The sequence below is a fragment of the Spirosoma radiotolerans genome, assembly GCF_000974425.1.
Taxonomy (GTDB): domain Bacteria; phylum Bacteroidota; class Bacteroidia; order Cytophagales; family Spirosomataceae; genus Spirosoma; species Spirosoma radiotolerans.
Genome location: NZ_CP010429.1, coordinates 856,439 through 879,459 on the forward strand (window position 1 = coordinate 856,439; position 23,021 = coordinate 879,459).

A 23,021-nucleotide genomic window follows, 5' to 3' on the forward strand; every position below is an offset into this window, starting at 1 on the left:
AAGTTACAGCTTTCACACGCTGGTGGAACCCCAGTGGAACAGCGCTCAATCCAGTAAAATGAAAATAGGGCAGTCTCCTGCCCTATTTAAAAAGAAATACACTCGTTCAACCAATTACAACCGAATAATCTCGGCGCCAATGGCATTGAGTCGCGTATCGATGTTTTGGTAACCCCGGTCAATCTGTTCGATGTTGTCGATGATACTGGTTCCCTGCGCCGACATGGCCGCAATGAGCAGCGCCACACCCGCCCGGATGTCTGGCGAGGACATCCGAATGCCCTTGAGCGGAATCTGCCGGTTTAGCCCGACAACAGTTGCGCGGTGCGGATCGCAAAGAATGATTTGGGCACCCATGTCAATCAGCTTGTCGACAAAGAAAAGCCGGCTTTCAAACATTTTCTGGTGAATCAGCAGGGTGCCTTGCGCCTGAACGGCCGTAACAAGGACAATACTTAACAGATCGGGAGTGAAGCCTGGCCAGGGTGAATCGGCAACGGTCATCATGCCGCCGTCCAGAAAGCTTTCGATTTGGTAGCGCTCCTGAGCTGGAATGAAGATGTCGTCACCCCGAAACTCCATTTGAATACCTAACCGCTTAAACTGATCGGGAATAATGCCTAACTCAGGAATCTGGCAGTTCTTGATCGTTATCTCCGACTGGGTCATGGCGGCAAGACCAATGAACGAGCCAATCTCAATCATATCGGGGAGCATCGTATGCTCTGTCCCTGTCAGCTCCGACACACCTTCAATGGTGAGCAGATTAGAGCCTACACCTGTAATCTTAGCACCCATTGAATTGAGCATTTTACTCAACTGCTGAAGATAGGGCTCGCAGGCCGCGTTGTAAATCTGCGTTGTTCCTTCGGCCATAACGGCGGCCATGAGCACGTTGGCCGTACCGGTTACGGATGCTTCATCGAGCAGCATGTACGTGCCGCGTAAATTACTGGCATCTACCTGGTAATAACCGCCATCGTTGGCATCGTAATTGAATTGAGCACCGAGTTTTTCGAAACCCAAAAAGTGGGTATCCAGGCGACGGCGGCCAATCTTATCGCCACCAGGCCGCGGAATACGCCCTTTTTTAAACCGGGCAAGCATCGGTCCAAGCAACATGACAGACCCCCGAAGGGCAGCTGCTTTGCGCTTGTAGGTATCCGTTTCGAGGTAGTCGAGGTTAACGTCGCTGGCCTGAAAGCGGTATGAACTTTCGCCAATCTTGGTAACCCATACGCCTAAATCGCCAAGCAGATCGATGAGTTGATTAACATCCCGAATGCCCGGAATATTGTGAATGGTAATGGGGTCTTTGGTCAGTAATACGGCACAGAGAATTTGTAGCGCTTCGTTCTTAGCGCCCTGCGGATTTAGTTCACCCTTTAGTTTGCGCCCGCCTGTGATTTGAAAAGATGCCATTTAGGAAATAATGAATAATGAGAAAACGAAGACTGGTTAACGAAGCCTGTTATCAACCTTCATTAACCAGTCTTCACGAAAAAAAACTACCGCCGTCTGCGAGGTGGCCCGTCATTACGTGACCCGTTATCGCGTGGTCCGCCATCGCGTGGTCCGCCATCGCGTGGTCCGCCATCGCGGTCATTGCGATTCCGGTTGCCAAAATTACGCTGTGAGCCATCGTTCCGGTTGTTTGACCGTCCCTGCTGGCCATTCCCGCCATCCCGGTTCCGATCATTCCGGTTATTATTGTTGCGAGCTCCGTTGTCCCGGTCGTTCCGGCGCCCCTGTTGCCCAATGCCGCCTTCCCGGTTTCGGTCATTCCGGTAATTGTTATTGACGATACGCTGAGGCTGATCGCCAGTACGCTCACGGGGCGTTGCTTCAACAAGCCCTTCTTCCCGAATGAGTTTTATGTCGTCGTAGAGTTTACCGTTCGAGAGTTCGATCAGGCTTTGATAAATCGTTTCGTCTTCAACGGACTCTTTGTTCCACGCCTGATAGAAGGTACGCATCAAGCGCGTCAGGTAGGAAACAAAGGCACGTCGCTCTTCGGGCTCTTCCAGCGAAACAGCCTTAGCGATCAGTAAATCTACATTTCGGCCGAAATGTTTAAACTTCAGGTGATGCGTATTATAAGGAACCCGTTGCGGTTTTTTGCCCAGCGCTTCTTCCGATGGGGGCGGATAAGGGCTGTCGACATCGAGGGTAAAGTTGGACATAATATACAGGTCGTCCCACAATTTATTGTAGTAGTCCTGACCATCCTTCATGTTCGGATGGATTTGCCGCATCAACTCGATCAGGATATGTGCATACCGAGTTCGGGTTGAGCGATCGTCAATGTTGACCATGTTGTCAACTAACTTTTGGATACTACTGCCGTATTCTTTCAAGGGCTTGCCCGATAGATGATAAAGAAAGCAAAAGTACGAAGGAATGGACCAAGGGGCAAGGGGTATCGAGCGAAGGGGCCAGCGACAAGCGGCAGAAAGCAAAGGTTGGTAGATGCATAAGCGCTACCTTTGCGCTATGTTCCGTGTTCAACGCCCGCTGTCTTCCTTATTTCTCATTTATCGCGCCGAATTTGCAGATACGCTTCGCCTGAGTATTCCGATAATTATTGCTCAGCTAGGCGTTGTTCTGATGGGCGTCACAGATAATTTATTCGTGGGGCGGTTGCTGGGTGCCTTACCGCTGGGTGCCGCCGGACTGGCCAACTCGCTTTCATTTCTGATGTCGAGCATTGGGGTAGGGGGCTTGACGGTGGTGGCGGCTTTGGTATCTAAAGCGAACAACCAGTCCGGTGGGCCGGCGGCCGTAAATCGCCTGTTTCGGGCTGGATTACGCGTTGCGCTTCTGTTGAGCGTACTGGTAGGAGGCTTGTCGGTGTTGCTGGCTTATAACTTTAGTTTGTTTGGGCAAACGCCCGAAGTAACCCGCCTGGCTCGCAATTTTATGCTCATTTTGAGCGTATCGCTATTCCCTTTGCTGGTCTTTGTGGCGGCTCGTCAGTTGTGCGATGGCCTTCGATACCCACGGGTGGCGATGGCTATTACACTATCGGCGCTTGGGGTCAATGCCTTGTTTAATTACGTTTTTATTAAAGGGGTTGGTCCGTTTCCGGCCCTGGGGCTGATGGGGTCGGCAACGGCTACACTTCTGTCCCGCGTGTTCATGGCCGGGGCCATGCTGGTGTATGTGTACCAGGCGCCCAACTTCCGGGCTTATCTAAAAAAAGAATTTAACTCGCTGCCCATCACTGCCGAAGCCTGGACAATTTTACGGCTGGGTATTCCCGGCGGACTGACGTTTTTCTTTGAAGTCGCTACTTTTTCGCTGGCGGTCGTTATTGTTGGCTGGCTAGGCGAAGCGCAGTTGGCGGCTCACCAGATTGCGATCAATATGGCCTCCGTGACCTATATGATGGCAACGGGTATTTCGTCGGCGGCCGCCATTCGGGTCAGTGCTGCCGTGGGTCAGGCCAGCCGGGATGGTATCTGGCGAGCGGGCATAGCGGCTTTTCTGCTGTCGGTCAGTTTTATGAGCATTACGGCCCTTGTGTTTCTAACCGCCAGCGATTGGCTGGTAACACTTTACATTCGCGACAACCCGCAGGTTATGGCCATTGCGGCCTCGCTGGTGATTATGGCTGGTTTCTTCCAGCTTTCCGACGGGGTGCAGGTGGTGGCTTTGGGTGGCTTACGGGGTCTGTCGGATGTCAACGTACCCACGTTGATTACCTTATTTTCGTACTGGATAGTTGCCTTGCCTTTGAGTTATGTGCTGGCTTTTCCGTTCGGTATGGACGCTGTTGGGGTCTGGATTGGCTTACTGGCTGGTTTGAGTATTGCGGCTGTCCTGCTGACCTGGCGTTTCTTTCGACGGGCAAGTTTATTTTTGGGGAACAGTAACCCGAAACCTCAGACCAGCTAGTTCACTTAACGCATGCCTTCCAGCATCTCTTCCCGCGTGGGGCGGTCGGCCATCAGATCATACGCAATGCCAGCGCGGTCGAGGTAATCCATAAAGGGAGTATAGGCGTCTTTTTCAACCGAAAAAACGTACCAGTTTTCGTAAGGCTCATTGAACAACTCCACTTCGGTCAATGACGCGCGTTTTTGTAAAGCCTCGTAGTGCGCCCTGTCGAGCATGGCTTGCTTAATGAGGAAGTACCACATGCTACCGGAAAAGTCTTTATACAAGAAACGCGCAACGGTTCGCTGCGCGTTTCTTGTGTTTATACAAAACCTGGTTATTTATTAACGGCCAGGTGAGCGGCCATAATGTAATCGGCCAGTACCAAGCCTGCTTCATTCAGATACAGGTCTTTTTTCTTCTTGGGCGTTGCGGCCGTTGTACTGGCAGCTGGTGTGCCCGTTTCGTCTACCGGTGCAGATGCCTGCGACACTTTATTGGCTGCAGCCCGTTTCCGCTCGGCTTCGTCCCGCTCTTTCCGGCGCTTCGATTCCTGCAAAGAGACAACCGTGTTCTCTTTCGCTTTCTTAAAGTCGGCCAGATCCTGCGCCAGTTGCTTTAACTCTGGATCAGACTTAAGCCGCTGGTCAAAGCGATCGCGCAGACGGCTCAGGATTTTGTCGTCCAGACCACGCGACTGCTCATATCGGGTCGTGTTGATCTGATCCCAGGGCAAGGCACTTGGCTGCGAACTTTCTCCGTATTCTTCTGCCGAGAAAGCCGATGGCAACTGAATATCCGGCGTTACGCCTTTGTGCTGTGTGCTGCTACCATTGATGCGGTAGAACTTCTGGATGGTCATTTTTACCTGACCAACTTTTTCTGGCTCTTTGGGCAACCACTGGTTCAGGTCAATGAGCGTTTGTACGGTTCCTTTACCGAACGTTTGTCCACCCACAATGACACCCCGTTTGTAATCCTGAATGGCAGCCGCAAATATCTCCGAAGCCGAAGCACTAAAGCGGTTTACCAGTACGGCCAACGGACCATCGTAAACAACCGTACCGCCGTCTTTATCCGAATATACTTCCGTCTCGCCAGTCGATTCTTTTACCTGTACAACAGGGCCTTTTGGAATAAATATGCCCGTCAGGTCGATGGCTTCGGTCAAGGAACCACCGCCATTGTCACGAAGGTCAATCACAATGCCGTCTACTTTCTCGCCTTTTAGTTCTTCCACAAACTTCTTAACGTCGCTTGTGGTGCTGCTGAAACCTTCTTCCCGTTTGCGGGCACCTTCAAAATCGCGGTAGAACATCGGGATGTTGATGACACCAATCTTAAACGGCTTCCCATTGTCAGTCACCTCGATCACTTCTTTTTTCGCCCGTTGCTCTTCCAGCTTTATCTTCTCACGCACCAGTCGGATTTCTTTTGGTGGCGCACCGGCTAACGCATTCGGCGAGAGAACCTGCAAGCGGACAACCGTGCCTTTAGGGCCTTTGATCAACTTGACAACCTCATCGACCTGCCAGTTCATGGTGTTAACCATTGGGCCATTATCGCCCTGCGCTACACCTGCAATCTTGTCTTCTTTATTGAGCAGTTTGCTTTTAAAGGCTGGACCACCAGGCAGCACATCAGTAATACGAATGTAATCACCGTCCTCGCGAAGCATGGCCCCGATCCCTTCCAGCGACTGGCTCATTTCCTGATTGAAACGATCGGCGTTGGTTGGCGACAAATAGTTCGTATGTGGGTCGAGAGCCTCGGCAAACGAGTTCATGTACATCTGGAATACATCGGCACTCTTCACTCGATTGATCGCTTTGTCCAGGTTCGTGTACCGTTGGTTCATCAAGGCCACAACAGCGCTATCTTTCCGGTTGCCCAGCCGTAGTTCCAACTCCTGGTTTTTCAGGATCTTAGTCCACAAATCATTTTGTTCTTCTACCGTTTTAGGCCACGGTGCTTTTTCCCGATCGGTATTAAACGTCTCGTCGGCGGTGAAAGTGAAAGGCTTCTTTATTTGCTCTTTAATAAAAGCACTGCGTTCCTGGTATCGTTTGCGGTACACATTGAACAAGTCATAAGCCGCGGTCAGATCGCCATTAACGAGCGCATCATCAATCTGATAGCGGTATTTCTCGAACGAGGCTACATCCGACGCCAACAGATAGGCTTTATTACCGTCTACTTCTTTCAGGTAATTATCCCAAACAACGGACGACAGCGAATCGTTGAGCCGTACTTTGCGGTAATGGTAAGTGGTCAGCAACTTTGCCACGAGCGTTTCCACTTTCTCCTGCGAAATAGACGGCTGGAGATCGTCGGCGGCAGTGGCTGATGTGGGCGATGATAGCGCACTGCCATGCGCTGTACTCGGCGCGTCCACGCCGGGCGCGCCATTCGATGGTGAATCCGGCTGAAAGCTCAGCATCAGCACGGGTACTAGGGTTACCAGATACTTTTTCATCTATACTACCCAGGTTAATGGCGAGAGAGTGAAAGAGCGAAAGAGCAAATTGGTAACCGGTAGTTCTCGCTCTTTCTCTTTTTCACTCTTTCGCTCTTTGAACTATTGTTTAACAATGTCAAGCAACTCTACGTCGAAGACTAATGTTGAGCCGGGTTTTATATCGGCTCCGGCACCCCGGTCTCCATACGCTAATTCAGACGGGATGTACAGTTTCCATTTTGAGCCAACAGGCATCAATTGCAAGGCTTCTGTCCATCCTTTAATCACTTCATTCACACCGAATTCGGCAGGCTGGCCACGTTCTACCGAACTGTCAAAAACCTTACCATCCAGCGTTTTGCCAGTATAATGTACTTTTACCCGATCCGTAGCCGTTGGTTTAGCGCCGGTTCCTTCTTTGTCGACCGAGTACTGCAAACCACTGGCGGTAGTAACTACCCCAGGCTTCGCTTTGTTCTCTGTTAGAAAAGCCGCACCAATTTTTTTATTTTCAGCCGACGCCTTCATGCCTTCAGCGTTCCGAACGGCCATCTGCTTCTGCATAAACCCATTCATTACCTGGCTGCACTGTTCTTGTGTCAATAAGGTCGACTGCCCCTTCAAGGCATCTTGCAGGCCACGCATCAGTAAATCACTGTTCAGGTCGTTTAATCCCTGTTGTTTAAGGTTCTGGGCCATAAATATCCCAATACTATAACTAACAGAGTCCTGTGTGGAAGCCAACGCCGATCCGACGGTGGCTGGTTTAGTGGCTGTGGCTGATTTTGCTGGAGTGGCCTTTTTTACAGTTGATTTCTTTACTTGGGCAGTCGCGCTACCGGCGACAAAAACGGCTGACGCCATACTGGCCAGCATCCATTTGTTGAACTTCATGCGAAAACGAAACGGGGGTGTAATGTAAGGAAACGTAATACTCTATTTAAACGTGAATAAGTAGGATAAAAGTTTAGATAGAATTCAGTTTAATGAAAAAGAGTACCTGGGTAACGGACCCAAAAGACTTGGCTTGGAATAGGGTTCCGTAACTAAAAGTACTGGAATAATTGGCAGATGCCAATTTTAGCCACTTTAAATATTGTTAAATCGGATGAACGGTTAGCTGGCTTCGGCCAATGGTTGAATACAGGCTGGCCAGTTAACGGAAAAGTCTAACATTCAGTAGTTGTTTCTGTATTTTATCTCGTTTTTATCAGTTTTTAATCGTACCTTTGCGGCCGAAAAAACAACATTAAATTCTCATTATACACATATGGAATCCGTAAGACCCGACGAGATATCAGCCATCCTTCGCCAGCAACTGGCCGGAACACAAACCGAGGCTGAACTCGAAGAAGTCGGTACGGTGCTGCAAATCGGTGACGGCGTAGCGCGTATCTACGGCCTCTCGAAAGTGCAGGCCGGCGAATTGCTGTCTTTCGACAATGGACTTCAGGCAATGGCTCTGAACCTGGAAGAAGATAACGTCGGAGCAGTTTTGCTCGGCGATTACTCAGAAATCAAAGAAGGGGATACCGTTAAGCGCACTGATCAAATTGCCTACGTAAATGTTGGCGATGGAATTCTGGGTCGTGTGGTAAACACCCTCGGCTTGCCGATTGACGGTCTGGGTCCTATTCAGGGTGAATTGTATCAAATGCCATTGGAGCGTAAAGCACCAGGCGTAATTTTCCGTCAGCCGGTAACCGAACCGTTACAAACCGGTATCAAAGCTATCGACGCGATGATTCCCATCGGCCGTGGCCAGCGGGAGTTAATTATCGGTGACCGCCAGACGGGTAAAACAGCGGTGGCTATCGATACCATCATCAACCAGAAAGAATTTTACGACAAAGGTCAGCCGGTGTTCTGTATCTACGTAGCCTGCGGTCAGAAAGCATCGACCGTGAAGCAGGTAGAGCAAACACTGCGTAAAGCCGGTGCTATGGATTACACGGTAATCGTAGCGGCTAACGCATCTGATCCATCGCCGATGCAGTTCTTCGCGCCGTTTACAGGTGCCGCCATTGGCGAGTTCTTCCGTGATACAGGTCGCCCGGCTCTGGTTGTTTATGACGATCTGTCAAAACAGGCGGTTGCTTACCGGGAAGTGTCGCTGCTGCTGCGTCGCCCACCAGGACGGGAAGCGTACCCAGGAGACGTTTTTTACCTGCACAGCCGTTTGCTGGAGCGGGCCGCTAAAATCAACGCCAACGACGATATTGCCAAAACGATGAACGACTTACCGCCAAGTCTGAAAGACCGGGTGAAAGGTGGTGGTTCATTGACGGCGTTGCCAATTATCGAAACGCAGGCTGGTGACGTATCGGCGTATATCCCAACAAACGTAATCTCGATTACGGATGGGCAGATCTTCCTAGAGTCGAACTTGTTTAACTCCGGTATCCGTCCTGCCATTAACGTGGGTATTTCGGTATCGCGAGTAGGTGGTAACGCTCAGATCAAGTCGATGAAGAAAGTAGCCGGTACGCTGAAACTCGATCAGGCTCAGTTCCGTGAGCTGGAAGCGTTTGCTAAGTTTGGCTCTGATCTGGATGCGTCGACTAAACTGACCATCGAGCGGGGCCGTCGGAACCAGGAGATGCTGAAACAGCCTCAGTATTCGCCGGTGCCAGTTGACCAGCAGGTTGCTATCATTTATGCATCGACCAATGGTCTGCTTGACCGGGTTCCTGTCAACAAAGTGAAAGAGTTTGAGAGCGAGTTCGGTATGATTTTGAGTGCACAATACCCAACTGTACTGAATGATCTTCGGGCCGGTAAATTGACCGACGAAGCTACGGCTGCATTGAAGAAAGTAGCCGCTGACCTTTCGGCAAATTATTAAAATGGTTTTCAGTTTACGGTTTAAAGTAGGCTGACGCACGCACAAGCGCGTCAACTCACTTTAAACCGTAAGCCGTAAGCCGAACACCTCACATGGCATCACTAAAAGAAGTACGCGCACGGATTTCATCGATCAACTCGACTCAGCAGATCACTAAAGCCATGAAAATGGTGGCAGCTGCCAAGCTACGCCGGGCACAGGATAACATTACGCAATTACGACCTTACGCTCAGAAACTGAGCCAGATGCTGGGAACGGTTTCGGCCGGAGCAGAAACCGCATCAGAAAACCCCTACAAGCAGGCCCGCCCCGTTGAGCGTGTCCTGTTGATCGTGGTAACCTCAGACCGTGGCCTGTGCGGTGCCTTCAACACAAACGTGGTGAAAGGTGCGTTGACGGTGATGGATGAGAAATATGCTGCTCAGGCTCGTTCGGGTAATGTAGAGATCATGGCCATTGGCAAAAAGGGCGCGGAAGCGTTCCAGCGCCGGGGTTTCAAAGTCAACACAGCCCACGTTGATGCCTTTGGTTCGCTGAGTTTTGCCACCGTTCGGACGGCAGCAGAAGAAGCAATGGAAGGTTTTGCCAACGGCCGTTATGATGTTGTCGAGGTCATCTATAACGAGTTCAAGAATGCCGCCATGCAAATTGTGCGAACGGAGCAAATGTTACCTATTGTTTCGGCTGAAAAGCCGGGTTCGTCAGGTACCGGTACGCCGGCGGCTGCAATTAACTACATTTTCGAGCCTTCCGAAGAAGAAATCATTACGGAGCTGATTCCAAAAACAATCAAAATACAATTGTATAAGGCCGTTCTGGATTCAAACGCATCAGAGCATGGTGCTCGCATGACAGCGATGGACAAAGCAACTGAAAACGCGGGTGAGCTATTGAAGGAGCTGCGCCTGGTGTACAACCGGACGCGTCAGGCAGCCATCACAACCGAGATTCTTGAGATTGTAGGTGGTGCTGAAGCGCTGGCCAGCGCTTAATTTCCTCTAGATTAGCGAGTAATAGATAAAGCCATTGCCCCAACGGGTGGTGGCTTTATTTGTTTTGGATTAAGTGTCTGTTAAAATTGTATAACTTGTTTTAATCGATTGATTTATAGGTGTTTATTTGCCATGCTGATCTAGTAAATGGCTCAACAAATTCGAACGAATGAGGCCTGATTTTAGTTATTTCGATAGGATATACGAACAGCTTTTTTTCAACGTTTACTAATCGGTTCGATACCATCTAACGATTCAAAAAAAATGAAAATTAACCGCATAATCACCAGTTTGTTAGTCGCCGGTACGCTGGCGTCCTGCGCTCCGGCCATTACGGTCAAATACGATTACGATCCTAAAGTAAATGTTCGACAGTTTGCCACTTATCGTATCGAAGCTGATCGCCAGCGCAATGCTGACCCCATTGTGGGTAGTAATCTGAACCAACGTCGGATTGCCGACGCTCTCGATCAATCGCTTAAAGCCCGTGGTTACAAACCTGTAACGCAGGGCGAAGCCGACCTGGTTGTTCGGTTCTTCATGGATTCGAAAGACAAGCAGCAAATTCAGTCCAACAACATGTACTCACCGTATTCGTGGTGGTACGGTGGTATGGGTAACAATGTTTACTCGCGCCAATATGAAGAAAACCGGGTTGTTGTAAACGTGTCGGATGCTCGTACAAACGACATCATCTGGCAGGGTTGGGCAACAGGTCAGTTAAACAACCGCAATAAGGAGCGTGATCGCGATCAGGCCTTCCGTGAGACGATCACCAGCATCATGAAGAACTTCCCGGAAAGTGCCGGACAGGATTACGGTGCTGCCCGCTAACAGGATAAATAACTTGGTTGAAAAACCTGCTACCCAACGGTTGGCAGGTTTTTTTATGGTCACTGGTTTTCGTTAATTTGTATCTTTTCTCACCGTGTCATGCCTGCCGTAAGCCGAGGAATTGTGTATTCTCTCCTGGCAGTAGTTGTTGTACTACTGCTGGGCATAGCGGCATTGATAAGTGTAGCTTCACAGCGAAACCAGCGCTTAAAAGATGCTACCATTGATTTTCAGCGCAATCTGAATCAGAAAGAAGGGAAAATAAAAGATCTTCAACAGCGGCTTGAAAACTGCGATACCGTCCGGGCGACCATTTCCAATGATTCAGGTTGGGGTCCTGCTTCTATCAGTACAGATACTACGGCTGTGGTTAGCCAAACTGTTTCTTCTCCTTCATTCTAAGGATAGACAAGAAAAAAACGTCTAAAGCAGCTTTACAAACCCGAGTGGATAAAAAATAGGCTGGTGGTGTACATGTCAGATGGCCTTGGGAAAATGTTATCTCCAAAGCTCTGTACCAATAGTCATGTTTTAAGAATCGGTAGCTCAGCGTTGATCTACATTTGCTTACTCAGGTCAGGTTTTAATAAAGACGTGTACATGGCTCTAAACCACGGTACACGTCTTTTACCGGCATTTCACTTCAAATATTTTTCAATTGTCTGTTGAATTAGTGGCCGACTCGCGGCTGAATTGTAGCCTGTCTTTTGTGTTGTAACGGCTAACTCATCAAGTTCGCGCCCTAGAGTCTGGCCTTTTACCTGACCTTTTATGGCCACCGCGTCGCGTTTGGCGAGTACCTCGCCCCATACCACCCGAACGTCGGCCCAGTATGCCCGATGTTTAGCCCAGAAATCTTTGGCGGCTTTGCATTTGGCGTCGTCCGTACGCCGGTATGTATTTAATCCTTTTTCCGAAGCCAGTAACTGATCGCCCGCTTCGGAGCGGATAATCTTATCATTGTCCTGCTCGTGCACATAGCCATCCGGACGAATTTCGTGGTGATTCGTCCGGCGCATCACATTGTAATCCGTTCGTTTGGTGTATTCGCGCCGAGGCAGGGGCGCATCAACGGTGCTTTCCCAATACGTGCGGCCGTCGACATGAATCCAGGTCGCCGATCCTTCATAGCGCGGGCTGTCATCTACTTCAAACACTTTCTGAGTCCACTGGCCTTTTACCTGAGCTGGGGTCAGCTTTATGCGTTTCCACGAGGCACTCTGGTCGAACTTGAGGAGACTCGTATTCTGAAACTCCCAGTCTTCACGCCAGTGCTTGATGACCATTGTGTCATTCACAACAAGCAAGTGCTGAATAACAAGTTTGGTCGGTTTGTTTGCTGGCCCTAATTCTTCGTCAACAAATACCAGTTCGGTGCCTTTGGCCATGTAGCGGTCCTTGAAGGTGTATGTCTTATCGGGTGCAAATGTCTCAGCATACAGGAAATTGACATCATGGCAGCCGCACTGCCCTTTTATGGCCGCAATATCTTCCGGCTTCGGTGCCGTTTGTGCATAGAGGGGACTGATGGCTATCAAAAGAGCCAATATGAATAACGGTTGACGCATAGGGAGATTCGTTTATGTATGAGAAATTGGTTCGACAAAATTATATTTATTTAGACTGTTTACAAATTATTTTCTTAATTGTTTGGACAAATTCTAAATAGGGTCTACGTTTGTGGCCTAGACCAGCTCGACAACACGTTAGGTCGATAATCAAATCTGGATTTAACTAAACGCCACCATGTCCCTGTTTTTACTGCTAATGCTGTCTTTCGCACAGCCAAGTCAAAACGATACGCTGAAAGCACGGCCCATTGACGAGGTCGTAGTAACAGCTACGCGGAATGAGCGGCCAATGGGGGCGTTGCCGCTGCCAGTTACGGTGATTCCTAGTAAACAAATTCAGCAGATGGGTAGTCTGCGGCTCAACGATGTATTGCGCGAGCAAACGGGCCTGGCCGTTGTAACGGATCACGGGCAGGGGATTCAGGTGCAGGGTTTCGGTCCCGACTATACATTAATTCTGGTGGATGGCGAACCCATTGTGGGGCGCACAGCCGGTACGCTCGACCTAACCCGGCTGGCGGTTGGTAACATCAAACAGATCGAAGTCGTGAAAGGGCCGTCGTCCAGTTTATACGGTTCTGAGGCTTTGGCGGGTGTAGTTAACATCATTACACAGACCCCCGGTAGTGAGTTGAACCAGGCTAAAGGTAGTCTGTCAGCGCGCTACGGAGCCAATCAAACCAGTGACTTATCCGGCGATGTAAGTAAACAATGGGCCGTTGGCCGGTCGGGGAGGGTAGGTGTTTATGCCTTTGTAGATCGGTACCAGTCGGCGGGGTATTCGCTGGGGAATGGCTCGACGCAAGCCCAAACCGTTGCTCCGTTTACAAACTACACAGCTAGCGGACGACTAACGTTTACCTTTTCATCGAAACTAAAATTAGCCGTATCGGGCCGTTTTTTCAGTGAAAGCCAATCAAATGACTTCATCGTTAGCCCTGATACTAAGGTATCCGGCCCCGGAACTGTACGCGATTATAACTTGAATCCCGTTCTGACGCATCAGGTTTCGGCAAACTGGAAAATCACGTATCGCTACTACCATACGGGTTATTACACCAATACCGATCTCCGCTACACGGCAACGCGTGAAGAGTACGATGCCAGTTTTTTTCGGCAGACATTTAACCGCCCGGAAGTAGTTGTCGAACAGATCATTAATCCAAAAAACATCCTGACTACCGGCGCTGGATTCATTGCTGAAGGGGTCGAAGCAACGCGCTACACGGATCATAAGCAGTTTAACACAACGTATGGATTTGCGCAATATGAGTGGATGCCATCGCTTCGCTGGACGGTTATTGCCGGTGGCCGTTATGATGCACATAGCCAGTATGCCAGTCAGTTCAGCCCTAAACTATCGGCCCGTTATGCCCTTAGTCCGCTGGTTGCCCTGCGGGGAAGCGTGGGCGTTGGGTTCAAAGCGCCTGATTTTCGGCAACTGTATCTGAACTTCGATAATGCGGTGGCGGGCTATAGTGTGTTCGGCACGCAGGAGGCTGCCGCCGGTATCGCCCGACTCCGGCAGCAGGGACAACTGGCAGAGGTGGTACTCGATCCGTCTCAACTGACAACGATTCAGGCCGAACGGTCGATGGCCTACAACGTGGGGGCACAGCTGAAATCACCCGTGTCCGCTTTGACCGTAAGCGTGAATCTGTTTCGTAACGATATCCGGGATTTGATCGAAACGCAGGTGATTGCCCGAAAAACAAATGGGCAGAATGTATTCAGTTACAATAATTTAAACCGGGTATTCACACAAGGCGCGGAGCTGGAAAGTAGCTGGCGATGGGCTGTTGGAACTGGCTCTCTGACGCTGAGTGGCGGGTATCAGTACCTCATTGCCAAAGATAAAGCCGTTGTTGAGGGTATTAAATCCGGAACGGTGTACCGGCGCAACCCGGAAACGCTGGTAAGCGAGCGTGTAAAGACAGCCGAGTATGGCGGCCTGTTCAACCGTTCACGGCATATGGCCAACCTCAAACTTTTTTACGAATCGCCCAAACGCGGACTTTCGGCTTCCTTACGGGCTGTCTATCGCGGGAAGTATGGCTATGCGGATCGGGATGGGAACCTGATTCTCGACTCAGATGGCGAATACGTTCGGAGCTACATGCTCTACAATGTGTCGGCCGCCAAGACCTGGAAAGCGTTGACCTTACAAGCCGGTGTAGACAATCTGACGGGTTATACCGACCCATCTTACATCCCAAATCTGGCAGGTCGCTTGTGGTATACATCGCTGCGATGGGCCTGGAAATCATAAGTAGCTTTTATCAGCCAAGTATCGATCAGCCATCTAAATCAGAAAAGCTCCATGTGTAAAAACTGCCAGTGTTTCCTTTTATCCGATTCCGCCAATGGGCGTATCACCCTGCATGATGGCATGGCCGTCAATGAGACAAGCCAGGCGGCCACACCGGCGCAAAATCTGTACAACATAGCGTTAGAGTTTAACAACATCACGCAATGGCTGTGTTACGACGATTTTCTGGCGCTTGAATGGAATGTGCGAAGTATCGATACCTCCGCCTATTTTGAGGCACACCCCTACGAAGAACGAATTCATCTGAGTACGCCATCACGTTTTCTCAAATTCAGCTTCCGGCTACATGAGCTAATTGAGTTGCGAAAAATGCTGAGCCGTGCGGTGGCGCGGCTGCACTGGTTTGAGGTATTGCGCAACGCCCAGAACTAAGCCTGATTGTGCTATGACAAATGTCCTCGTGTTTCGAACCGACATCAACACCGATGAGCGTATTCACCGGGCCGCCTGTCGGTTGTGCCTGCTGAAAGGAGTATGTCGGTGGCGTATTGACCTCGACGATGGGGCGGGTATGCCGACCCAATGCATCCTGCGCATTGAAACCGAATCGCTCACGGAAACGGATGTTATCCGGCTATTGACTGCTGCCGGGTTGCAATGCGAGGTAATAAACGAATCACTAATTAACTAACCAATTCCAATGACCAACAGTATGTACAAAGTAGCGCTGGCTATCGGCCTGAGCACCGCATTTTTCTCCTGCAGCAAGGAGGATAACCCAGTTGTTGTTCAGCCGCTGTCGGCCGTCACAGTGAGAGATATAGCCGCCGACCCAACCAGTATGACCTCTGCCACGGGTCAGCAGCCCGTAGCGGCCACAGGTAAGTTTACCCTGTACAGTTTGAAAGATAACAAGCAAATCGCTAACGCTGACTCGGCGACTAACAAATGGGATCTTGGCTTTCGGGGGACAACCATCATTGTCAACGGAGGGGCTATCCGTTCGGGGCAAGGGGGCGCTTATATCTATACCGGCACGTTCGATGAATTGACATCCGTACCTGCGTCGGTAACCTTTAGTCAGGATCAAAGCGCCACGACGTTGGCCATTACTACGGGTTCGGGTAAAGGCTGGTACAATTACAACCAGACGACCAATATTATTTCACCTATTCCCGGCAAAGTATTCATTATCCGAACCGGCGATGGCAAGTATGCCAAAATGGAGGTATTGAGTTATTACCAGAATGCGCCGGCTGCCCCCGATGCGAATAGTGTAGCCCGCTATTATACGTTCCGGTATCTGTACCAACCGGACGGAAGTCAAGTATTTAAGTAGAAAGGCCAATCTGTCTGAACAAACTTCAGCCCATAAATGCAAAAAAGACACCCTTCACAGGTGTCTTTTTTGTAGACGATACTAATCATCTATTCGAATGGATTACCGTCGTAGGTAACGCTGGCGAGTTTTTTATCCAGGTAATAGATTTGATCGGATGGAATCTGGTCGATCAGTTCGAGGCAGCGACGGGCAATGTATTCTTCTTCCATTTGCTCTTTCACATACCATTTCAGAAGTTCTTCCGTAGCATAATCGCTTTCACGGCGGCAAATACCAATAATCCGGTTAATCGAATCAGTAACGGCAATTTCCTGATCAAGAGCGCCTTCAAATACCGAGCGAAGCGTATCGAACTCCTGACTCACAGCCGGAATTTCGGGCGAGTAAGCCGTGGCACCCTGGTCGCAGAGGTAATGAAACAGTTTCATGGCATGTTTACGCTCTTCTTCCGACTGGTTGTAGAAAAAGCCCGCGCAATGATCAAGCCCATTCCGATCACACCAGCCCGCCATCGCCAGATATTTCGACGACGATACCATTTCCATTTGTATTTGCTGATTCAGGGCTAATTCAACGCTTTCCTTAACGGAGCTGCGTAATCTTGCTAAGTCTTTCATAAGAGTGACTGGTTTCGGTGAGACGTTTATGAAACAAAAGAACACAAAAAAAGCGGGTGTTGTTGGGCAGCCGCTCTTTTTTAAGAAATTTAGAGGAAGTCTATTTACGGTTAGTTAGCCGTTGTACAGCCGCATTCGCGGAGCATAGTGTTCAGTTCCAGCATGAGTTTGGCACCGTTTAATAGCTCGCGCAGGTGTATAATCTCGCAAAGTGTCAGCACATAACACCGCTCGGAGCGGGGAGGTGTCAGGATTTCAACATCATAAGCTGCAGCGGTGCTTAAGGCCATTTGTTGAATATCAACGGTTTCGACCATGCGCCGAAACTGAGCAAAATCACGGGCCGATAAGGGCGTATGCGTATCCCAAAAATCCAGAATTAACCGGTTGCTCGCATCGCACTGATAGACAGCTCCTCTGTCGGTTCGAAATACTTCCTGATACGTTGCTGAACCCTCTTTGCCCACCATTTTCATAAATGAATAAACAAAGATACAATGCATTCTTTAGTTTAGAGTGTTTCTAAACAATATTTTTTGCATCAGCTGCCTGATCGATTCAGCGAATAGTACATTCGTATGAATAGCCGCTGAAAATCAATCCGTTTTCGTTATACAGCATTAGTATTTTGCACCCGTTCGGACAAATCATCGAGCACTTGGGCAAGTTGGAGAAGTTGGCCAACTACCCCCACATCTGATGATTCATTAGCTGCCTGTTTGGTCAGTTTGCTTAACGTGTGCAATGACCCCGATATCTTTGCGATTTTGCCTTCTTCTAAGGCCTGTTTAAGTGAAAATAACTCATCTGCAACGTTTTCGAGGGTGAGGTTGCCTTCACCGAGGGCATCACTCCACTCATTTATTAACTCATTGACCGGGCTGATGTGCTCTGCGCCTTGCTGTAGCCGTTGTAGGGTTCTGGCCAGCAACTGTTGTGGGTCCTGTTTTGTTGGAGCTGACATAATGCGATTTAGTTTACGGTAGTTGGTTCACGGCAGGCTAACGCAAAACCAAAAACGCGTCGCGTTAAGCCACCGTAAACCAACTATCGGATACTATAAACTTACTGAGGCAATGGCATGTCCTGCAGATCTTCCTCCGTCAGTTTGATGGTGGCTGCCTTTACGTTTTCTTCCAGGTGCTTCACCGACGACGTTCCGGCAATGGGTAGCATAACAGGCGAAGCCGCCAGTAGCCACGCCAGGGCAATCTGGTAATCAGTCGCGCCATGTCGTTGCGCTACTTTCTTGATCGCATTTTCTGCTGCAACATTACCGGCATTGAGCGGAAACCAGGGAATAAAAGCGATGTTGTTTTGTTCGCAGTACTTGAGTACGTCATTCCAGCGCTGTTCGCCGAAGTTGTACATGTTCTGAACCGAGACTACATCGAAGTATTGTTTTGCCTCTTCGATCTGTTCGATACCTACTTCGGACAAGCCAATGTGGCGGATCTTGCCCTGCTGCTGGGCTTCCTGTAAAAAGCCAAGAAACTCTTCTGAAGGAACCTTCGGATCGAACCGATGAAGCTGATACAGGTCAATGCGATCCAGTTTCAAGCGTTTCAGACTACCGTTCAGCGCTTCTTCGAGGTGCTTGCGACTACCATCAACCGGCCATTGGTTAGGCCCCGTGCGGAGTAGCGCGCCTTTTGTACCGATAACCAGGCCATCCGGATAAGGATGAAGGGCTTCGGCAATGAGTTCTTCCGAAACGTACGGGCCATAACTATCGGCCGTATCGATGAAATTGATGCCTAATTCAAGGGTGCGTTTCAAGACACGAATGCACTCGTCATGATCTTTAGGTGGGCCCCAGATACCTTCACCCGTAATCCGCATGGCTCCGTAAGCCATTCGATTGACGGTCAAATCGCCACCAATCGTAATTGTACCAGCTTGAGTGGCTGGTTGTTGGTCTGTTGCTTGCATGAGTAGTTCTACTAGTTTACCAGTTGTACGCCACCTGTTCAGGCGGTGTATCTTATGCATAAACCAACAGAAAACCCTTTTGTATAAGTTGCCGCCTGAAGTTTTTAATTTTACCGCTTCTCAATGCCGTCCAGCACGCGCCGGATGACATTGGCCCGCTGCATGAAATCGAGCGATGTATGTACATCCTGATCATCAATCACCTGCTTGAACTGTTGTAGGAACTCGATATAGGCCGCCAGCGCATCCGAGACATTCGCCCGATTTTGATCGAAGATAGGGGCCCACATGGCCGGTGAGCTTTTCGCCAGGCGCACAGTTGAACTGAAGCCCGTGCTGGCCATGTCGAAAATAGCCTGCTCATCTTTTTCTTTTTCCAGCACGGTCAGCCCGAGGGCAAAGGCGCTAATGTGACTTAGGTGCGATACATACGCCAGATGCAGATCATGTTCCTGCGGGTTCATGTAAAACAGCCGCATACCTGCATCCCGAAATAGGCTTTCGGTCAGCGTCAGGCTATCCGGATTGCTTTTCTCGCGGTCGCAGATAATGAGGTTTTTACCCGATAATAACTCTTTAAAAGCTGCTCCCGGCCCCGAATTTTCGGTACCTGCCATAGGGTGAACCGCCACAAACTGTGCTCGTTTGGGATGAGCATCGGCCACGTCGCAAATAAGGCCTTTGGTCGAGCCGAGGTCCAATACGGTGGCCCCCGGTGGCAAGTAGTCGAGGACGGTAGGCAACAGGTCGATGATAATATTGACGGGTGTTGCCAGAACGACCAGCGTGCTTTGGGCAACGGCTTCTTCGAGTGGCAATACATCGTCGACGATTCCTTTGGCTAAAGCCAACTGTCCATTTACGACCGATGTATCGACGCCGATAAAGCGCATTTTGGGGTATTTCTCACGAATGGCCAGGGCAAATGAGCCGCCTAATAAGCCTATTCCTATAATGCTGACAACCATCTGAATTACACCGGCAACCCGGCGGGATTTTTTATGATTTTTTTGATGGACTATTGAGGCATCTTCAGACGGGCCGTTGCCTCTTCTATTCGCTCCCTGGGCAGGCACAACGACACGCGCACGTAGCGGTTTCCTTTTGGTCCAAAAATAAAGCCGGGGGCAATGAACACGTGTTTTGTCAACAGCAAATCATCGACCAGCGCTTCGGCAGAGGGTACTGAGTCAGGCAGCTTAGCCCAGATAAATAATCCCTCCTGATCAGTGGAGTAGGTACAGCCCAGCGCATCCAGCAACGCATGTATGGCATCCAGCCGGCCCTGGTAAACTGCATTGCGCTCCCGGTGCCAATCATCGGAGTTGGTGAGGGCTTCGGTAGCCGCGTCCATCAACGGTTTGAACTGGCCCGAATCCACGTTGCTTTTAATGGCCAGCACCGAATCCACGTAAGGCTTTTCCCCTGCCATCCAGCCAATGCGCCAGCCTGCCATGTTGTGTGACTTGCTGAGCGAGTTAAGTTCAATCGCCACCTCCCTGGCGCCATCTACCGATAGCAGGCTGATGGGCGGCTTCTTGTTTAAAATCAGGCTGTAGGGGTTATCGTGACATAACAGTAGTTTATAGTCATTCGCAAAGCGAACCGCCCGCTCAAACAGGGCACGGGTTGCAGGCGCGCCAGTTGGCATGTGCGGGTAATTCATCCACATAATTTTGACCGGGTGCCGTGGGTCTGTATTGGCGATTATGTCCTCCAGAACGTCCCAATCAGGTTGCCAGCCGTTATTTTCCATAAGCGGGTATTCGCGTACGGAAGCACCCACCATTGCACTCACGGCGCGGTAAGCCGGGTACCCAAGTTCAGGTACCAGCACCCCGTCACCATCGTTCAAAAACGTGAGCGAGATGTGGGTAATGCCTTCTTTCGAGCCAATGAGTGGCAAAATCTCCGTATCGGGGTCGAGTGGAACGCCATACGTATGATTGTAAAAGGCCGCAATAGCCTGACGAAGTGCTGGCGTGCCTTTATAAGGTTGATACCCATGCGCCGTTGGCTGCTGCACGGACTTGATTAAGGCATCGATCGTATTGGGGGATGGCATCAGGTCTGGATTGCCAATGCCCAGATTAATGACGTCATGACCAGCCGCCTGAAGACGACGGACTTCGGCCAGTTTTACTGAAAAATAATATTCCTGCGTTTGGTCGGCGCGGTGGGCAAGAGGGATAATCACTTCTGAACCGGGATTTATGGGATTTTTTTAGTTCCCTGATTTTATAAAAGACGAACCAGTGAGGTAATACAACATGCAAAGATACGCGTCCGCACAATGGCTACGAATCATCACAGACTTGTATAATAATGTGAATAATAGCTGATTGATTTTTGTCATCATTCACGTTATACCAGAAATCAAGGCTGGGCAGACACAAACCTAAGAATTCTGGTTCAGGCAGTATTTTAGGAGGGGAGCTAAGTGCAATGACTGCATCATTTCACCACTGTTGATGATCGCGATGGCTCGTTCCTGTGATACCAGATGGACGGTAATCTCCTCCGTAGATTCGAGGTGTTGCGCTTGTTTCAACTCAACGCCCGTTGCCAGAAAGGCATGCGTCAGGTTAGAATGCGTACCAGGGTTCGCCGAAAGGGTCATTAGCGGTTCCCAGTGGCCTCCACCAAAACCGGTTTCTTCCAGAAGTTCGCGTTGGGCAGCCACCAGCGGGTCCTCGCCGGGATCGACGACACCCGCACACAGTTCGTAATGAACACCGGCAAGGCCATGCCGATACTGTCGGATCAGAACCAGTTGGTTATCCGTCGTAACGGCAACAACATTGACCCAATCAGGGTATTCGAAAATAAAATAATTGGGAATGGTGCCACCGTTTTCCATGCGGATGGCTTCTTTCCGAACCGTGAACCACGGTAATGTATGGATGTATTCAGAGCGTTCGACCTGCCAGGGCCGGGGATCATTGTCGGGAGTCATAGCTACAAAGGTAGGCAGACCTATCGGACTAATTCATCCGCAAAGCGCAGGTATTGTTCCCAGTCGTAGTTCATGACATCGTGTTTGCCAGTCCGGTCGTGGTAACGAACGGTCTGCCCAATGGGCTGGTTCACGGCCGGGAAAGTCGTTGTGCCCAGCCCAACTTTGCCATAAAGGGCGTAAACGGGGGTCGTATAGGCAGCTCCCAAAAATTCACCTTTCGGGTCCGACCACTGGTCCCCATCGGCACTGGCAACGTAGAGGGGGCGGGGTGCTACCAGGGCCAGCAGTTCGTGCTGATCGACCGGCAGGTCGTCTACGCGCTTATTATAGGTTTTATAGCGCTCACAAAACCAGTGCGGAAAGCTGATATTGAGTCGTTCAACGGTTTCGCCATACCAACGGCGGGACAGGGCCGCACCGCCTTCACCCGATTCATTGGCAATAACGGCCGCAAATCGGTCATCCTGCGCACCAGCCCATAGCGCAGCTTTCCCAATGCGTGAATGACCGATGGAAATAACCCGTTTGGCATCAATGGCTGGATCGGTCTGGAGGTAGTCGAGTATTCGGCTCATGCCCCACGCCCAGGCGCCAATGGCTCCCCAGTTATCGGCCCTGGTTGTATCGCCCAGTACCGACCGAATGCCCGCATGCCAGCCCTCTGGGTAATCAGGTTCGAGATCGCCGTAATAGGCGGTAGCCACGGCGTAGCCTCGTTTCAGAATCATTGATATGGGCCAGCGCCGTTCCTGCATACCACGGGCTTTCTCGGTAGCTTTGTTATTGACCGAAACGTCGCCGGTTCCACTCATCATCCAGCGTGTTGAAAGTGGAAGGTCGGCTTCCGTTGTGACGCAGTGATTGCCACAAAAATTCAGTCCCAGAAAAACTGGCGCTGCCTTTCGGCCCTTGGGTACATATAGCAGGACATCAATGGATGGTAATTTCGGGTAGTCGACAAATTTGATGGATATCAGTTTACGGATGGCTAATCCATTCAGCGCAGAGGAGTCAACAGAAGTTGTCTGAAAGCGGAGTCTGACGGTTTGTTTAGGCGTCTTTCCGTACACATTTTCGGCAAAGAGTTGCAGGAGTTCGATCCGGCGAGTAGCCCATTCGGCCCGCGTTTTTATTGCTTTGCCTGATGCGTTAATTAAGGGGTTGGGCAATTTGTAGGTGCCCACTTTTGTTTCGTCGTAGTTGTAAACGGATTCGGCTACCTGTCCATTGGTAAAATGTCCGGTCAGCAAGGCAACGGCTAAACAAAACAGCAATCGAGTCATAAATAGGTTCGGAGAGAAACGTCTGATGAAAAAGCGAAAG

General features: G+C 50.1%; 23 protein-coding genes. 9 read left to right on the forward strand and 14 right to left on the reverse strand.

The window, feature by feature from the left end; all coding sequences use genetic code 11:
* Positions 1–114: 114 nt before the first annotated feature.
* Together murA and SD10_RS03365 are read right to left on the reverse strand one after the other, a co-directional pair.
* Positions 115–1,422 (reverse strand): UDP-N-acetylglucosamine 1-carboxyvinyltransferase, encoded by a 1,308-nt coding sequence (murA, locus tag SD10_RS03360; protein WP_046375677.1) that lies wholly within the window; start codon positions 1,420–1,422, stop codon positions 115–117.
* An 86-nt stretch (positions 1,423–1,508) separates the two neighbouring features.
* Positions 1,509–2,357, reverse strand: a complete 849-nt coding sequence (locus SD10_RS03365) for a DUF4290 domain-containing protein (protein ID WP_046375678.1) — start codon at positions 2,355–2,357, stop codon at positions 1,509–1,511.
* A gap of 136 nt (positions 2,358–2,493) precedes the next feature.
* On the opposite strand from SD10_RS03365, the gene SD10_RS03370 reads away from it, so the two are divergent.
* Positions 2,494–3,897, forward strand: coding sequence for an MATE family efflux transporter (locus SD10_RS03370; RefSeq protein WP_046375679.1), 1,404 nt, complete (start codon positions 2,494–2,496; stop codon positions 3,895–3,897).
* A 5-nt stretch (positions 3,898–3,902) separates the two neighbouring features.
* On the opposite strand, the gene SD10_RS03375 is transcribed toward SD10_RS03370, so the two are convergent.
* The 3 genes from SD10_RS03375 to SD10_RS03385 form a co-directional block, all read right to left on the reverse strand.
* The gene (locus SD10_RS03375) at positions 3,903–4,142 is read right to left on the reverse strand and encodes a hypothetical protein (protein WP_046375680.1); all 240 of its coding nucleotides are present in this window, start codon (positions 4,140–4,142) and stop codon (positions 3,903–3,905) included.
* 74 nt (positions 4,143–4,216) lie between these two features.
* Positions 4,217–6,355, reverse strand: a complete 2,139-nt coding sequence (locus SD10_RS03380) for a carboxy terminal-processing peptidase (protein ID WP_046375681.1) — start codon at positions 6,353–6,355, stop codon at positions 4,217–4,219.
* 102 nt (positions 6,356–6,457) lie between these two features.
* Complete coding sequence (locus SD10_RS03385; protein ID WP_227699126.1) at positions 6,458–7,231, reverse strand: FKBP-type peptidyl-prolyl cis-trans isomerase; 774 nt, start codon at positions 7,229–7,231, stop codon at positions 6,458–6,460.
* Between the two features lie 376 nt (positions 7,232–7,607).
* On the opposite strand from SD10_RS03385, the gene atpA reads away from it, so the two are divergent.
* The 4 genes from atpA to SD10_RS03405 all read left to right on the forward strand — a co-directional run bounded on the left by atpA (position 7,608) and on the right by SD10_RS03405 (position 11,410).
* Positions 7,608–9,182: a F0F1 ATP synthase subunit alpha gene (atpA, locus tag SD10_RS03390; protein WP_046375683.1), complete on the forward strand. Its 1,575-nt coding sequence runs from the start codon at positions 7,608–7,610 to the stop codon at positions 9,180–9,182.
* Between the two features lie 92 nt (positions 9,183–9,274).
* Positions 9,275–10,174 (forward strand): ATP synthase F1 subunit gamma, encoded by a 900-nt coding sequence (atpG, locus tag SD10_RS03395; protein ID WP_046375684.1) that lies wholly within the window; start codon positions 9,275–9,277, stop codon positions 10,172–10,174.
* A gap of 264 nt (positions 10,175–10,438) precedes the next feature.
* A complete protein-coding gene (locus SD10_RS03400; RefSeq protein WP_046375685.1) occupies positions 10,439–11,008 on the forward strand; it encodes a DUF4136 domain-containing protein in 570 nt (189 codons plus the stop codon).
* Between the two features lie 99 nt (positions 11,009–11,107).
* Entirely contained in the window at positions 11,108–11,410 is a 303-nt protein-coding gene (locus SD10_RS03405) for a hypothetical protein (RefSeq protein WP_046375686.1), read from the forward strand.
* A gap of 236 nt (positions 11,411–11,646) precedes the next feature.
* Here SD10_RS03405 and SD10_RS03410 read toward each other — a convergent pair whose 3' ends face one another.
* A complete protein-coding gene (locus SD10_RS03410; RefSeq protein WP_046375687.1) occupies positions 11,647–12,576 on the reverse strand; it encodes a DUF6607 family protein in 930 nt (309 codons plus the stop codon).
* Positions 12,577–12,754: 178 nt separating this feature from the next.
* On the opposite strand from SD10_RS03410, the gene SD10_RS03415 reads away from it, so the two are divergent.
* Genes SD10_RS03415 through SD10_RS03430 form a run of 4 tightly spaced genes read left to right on the forward strand, consistent with a single transcriptional unit; the run spans position 12,755 to position 16,187 of the window.
* Entirely contained in the window at positions 12,755–14,848 is a 2,094-nt protein-coding gene (locus SD10_RS03415) for a TonB-dependent receptor plug domain-containing protein (RefSeq protein WP_046375688.1), read from the forward strand.
* 51 nt (positions 14,849–14,899) lie between these two features.
* On the forward strand, positions 14,900–15,280 hold the full coding sequence (locus SD10_RS03420) for a hypothetical protein (protein WP_046375689.1): 381 nt from the start codon (positions 14,900–14,902) through the stop codon (positions 15,278–15,280).
* Between the two features lie 13 nt (positions 15,281–15,293).
* Positions 15,294–15,539: a hypothetical protein gene (locus SD10_RS03425; protein ID WP_046375690.1), complete on the forward strand. Its 246-nt coding sequence runs from the start codon at positions 15,294–15,296 to the stop codon at positions 15,537–15,539.
* A gap of 9 nt (positions 15,540–15,548) precedes the next feature.
* Positions 15,549–16,187, forward strand: coding sequence for an HmuY family protein (locus SD10_RS03430; RefSeq protein ID WP_046375691.1), 639 nt, complete (start codon positions 15,549–15,551; stop codon positions 16,185–16,187).
* Positions 16,188–16,276: 89 nt separating this feature from the next.
* On the opposite strand, the gene SD10_RS03435 is transcribed toward SD10_RS03430, so the two are convergent.
* From SD10_RS03435 to SD10_RS03470, 8 genes are all read right to left on the reverse strand, one after another.
* Positions 16,277–16,807 carry a ferritin gene (locus SD10_RS03435; protein WP_046375692.1) on the reverse strand — a complete coding sequence of 177 codons (531 nt, stop codon included), beginning with the start codon at positions 16,805–16,807 and terminating at the stop codon, positions 16,277–16,279.
* 110 nt (positions 16,808–16,917) lie between these two features.
* Positions 16,918–17,310, reverse strand: a complete 393-nt coding sequence (locus SD10_RS03440; protein ID WP_227699128.1) for a hypothetical protein — start codon at positions 17,308–17,310, stop codon at positions 16,918–16,920.
* Positions 17,311–17,417: 107 nt separating this feature from the next.
* Positions 17,418–17,771: a hypothetical protein gene (locus SD10_RS03445; protein ID WP_046375694.1), complete on the reverse strand. Its 354-nt coding sequence runs from the start codon at positions 17,769–17,771 to the stop codon at positions 17,418–17,420.
* Between the two features lie 101 nt (positions 17,772–17,872).
* A complete protein-coding gene (locus SD10_RS03450; protein WP_046375695.1) occupies positions 17,873–18,739 on the reverse strand; it encodes an aldo/keto reductase in 867 nt (288 codons plus the stop codon).
* Positions 18,740–18,849: 110 nt separating this feature from the next.
* Positions 18,850–19,707: a prephenate dehydrogenase gene (locus tag SD10_RS03455; protein ID WP_046375696.1), complete on the reverse strand. Its 858-nt coding sequence runs from the start codon at positions 19,705–19,707 to the stop codon at positions 18,850–18,852.
* 50 nt (positions 19,708–19,757) lie between these two features.
* Positions 19,758–20,936, reverse strand: coding sequence for a pyridoxal phosphate-dependent aminotransferase (locus SD10_RS03460; protein ID WP_046375697.1), 1,179 nt, complete (start codon positions 20,934–20,936; stop codon positions 19,758–19,760).
* A 201-nt stretch (positions 20,937–21,137) separates the two neighbouring features.
* Entirely contained in the window at positions 21,138–21,695 is a 558-nt protein-coding gene (locus tag SD10_RS03465; RefSeq protein WP_046375698.1) for an NUDIX hydrolase, read from the reverse strand.
* A gap of 20 nt (positions 21,696–21,715) precedes the next feature.
* Complete coding sequence (locus SD10_RS03470; protein WP_046579001.1) at positions 21,716–22,981, reverse strand: glucuronyl esterase domain-containing protein; 1,266 nt, start codon at positions 22,979–22,981, stop codon at positions 21,716–21,718.
* Between the last annotated feature and the right edge of the window lie 40 nt (positions 22,982–23,021).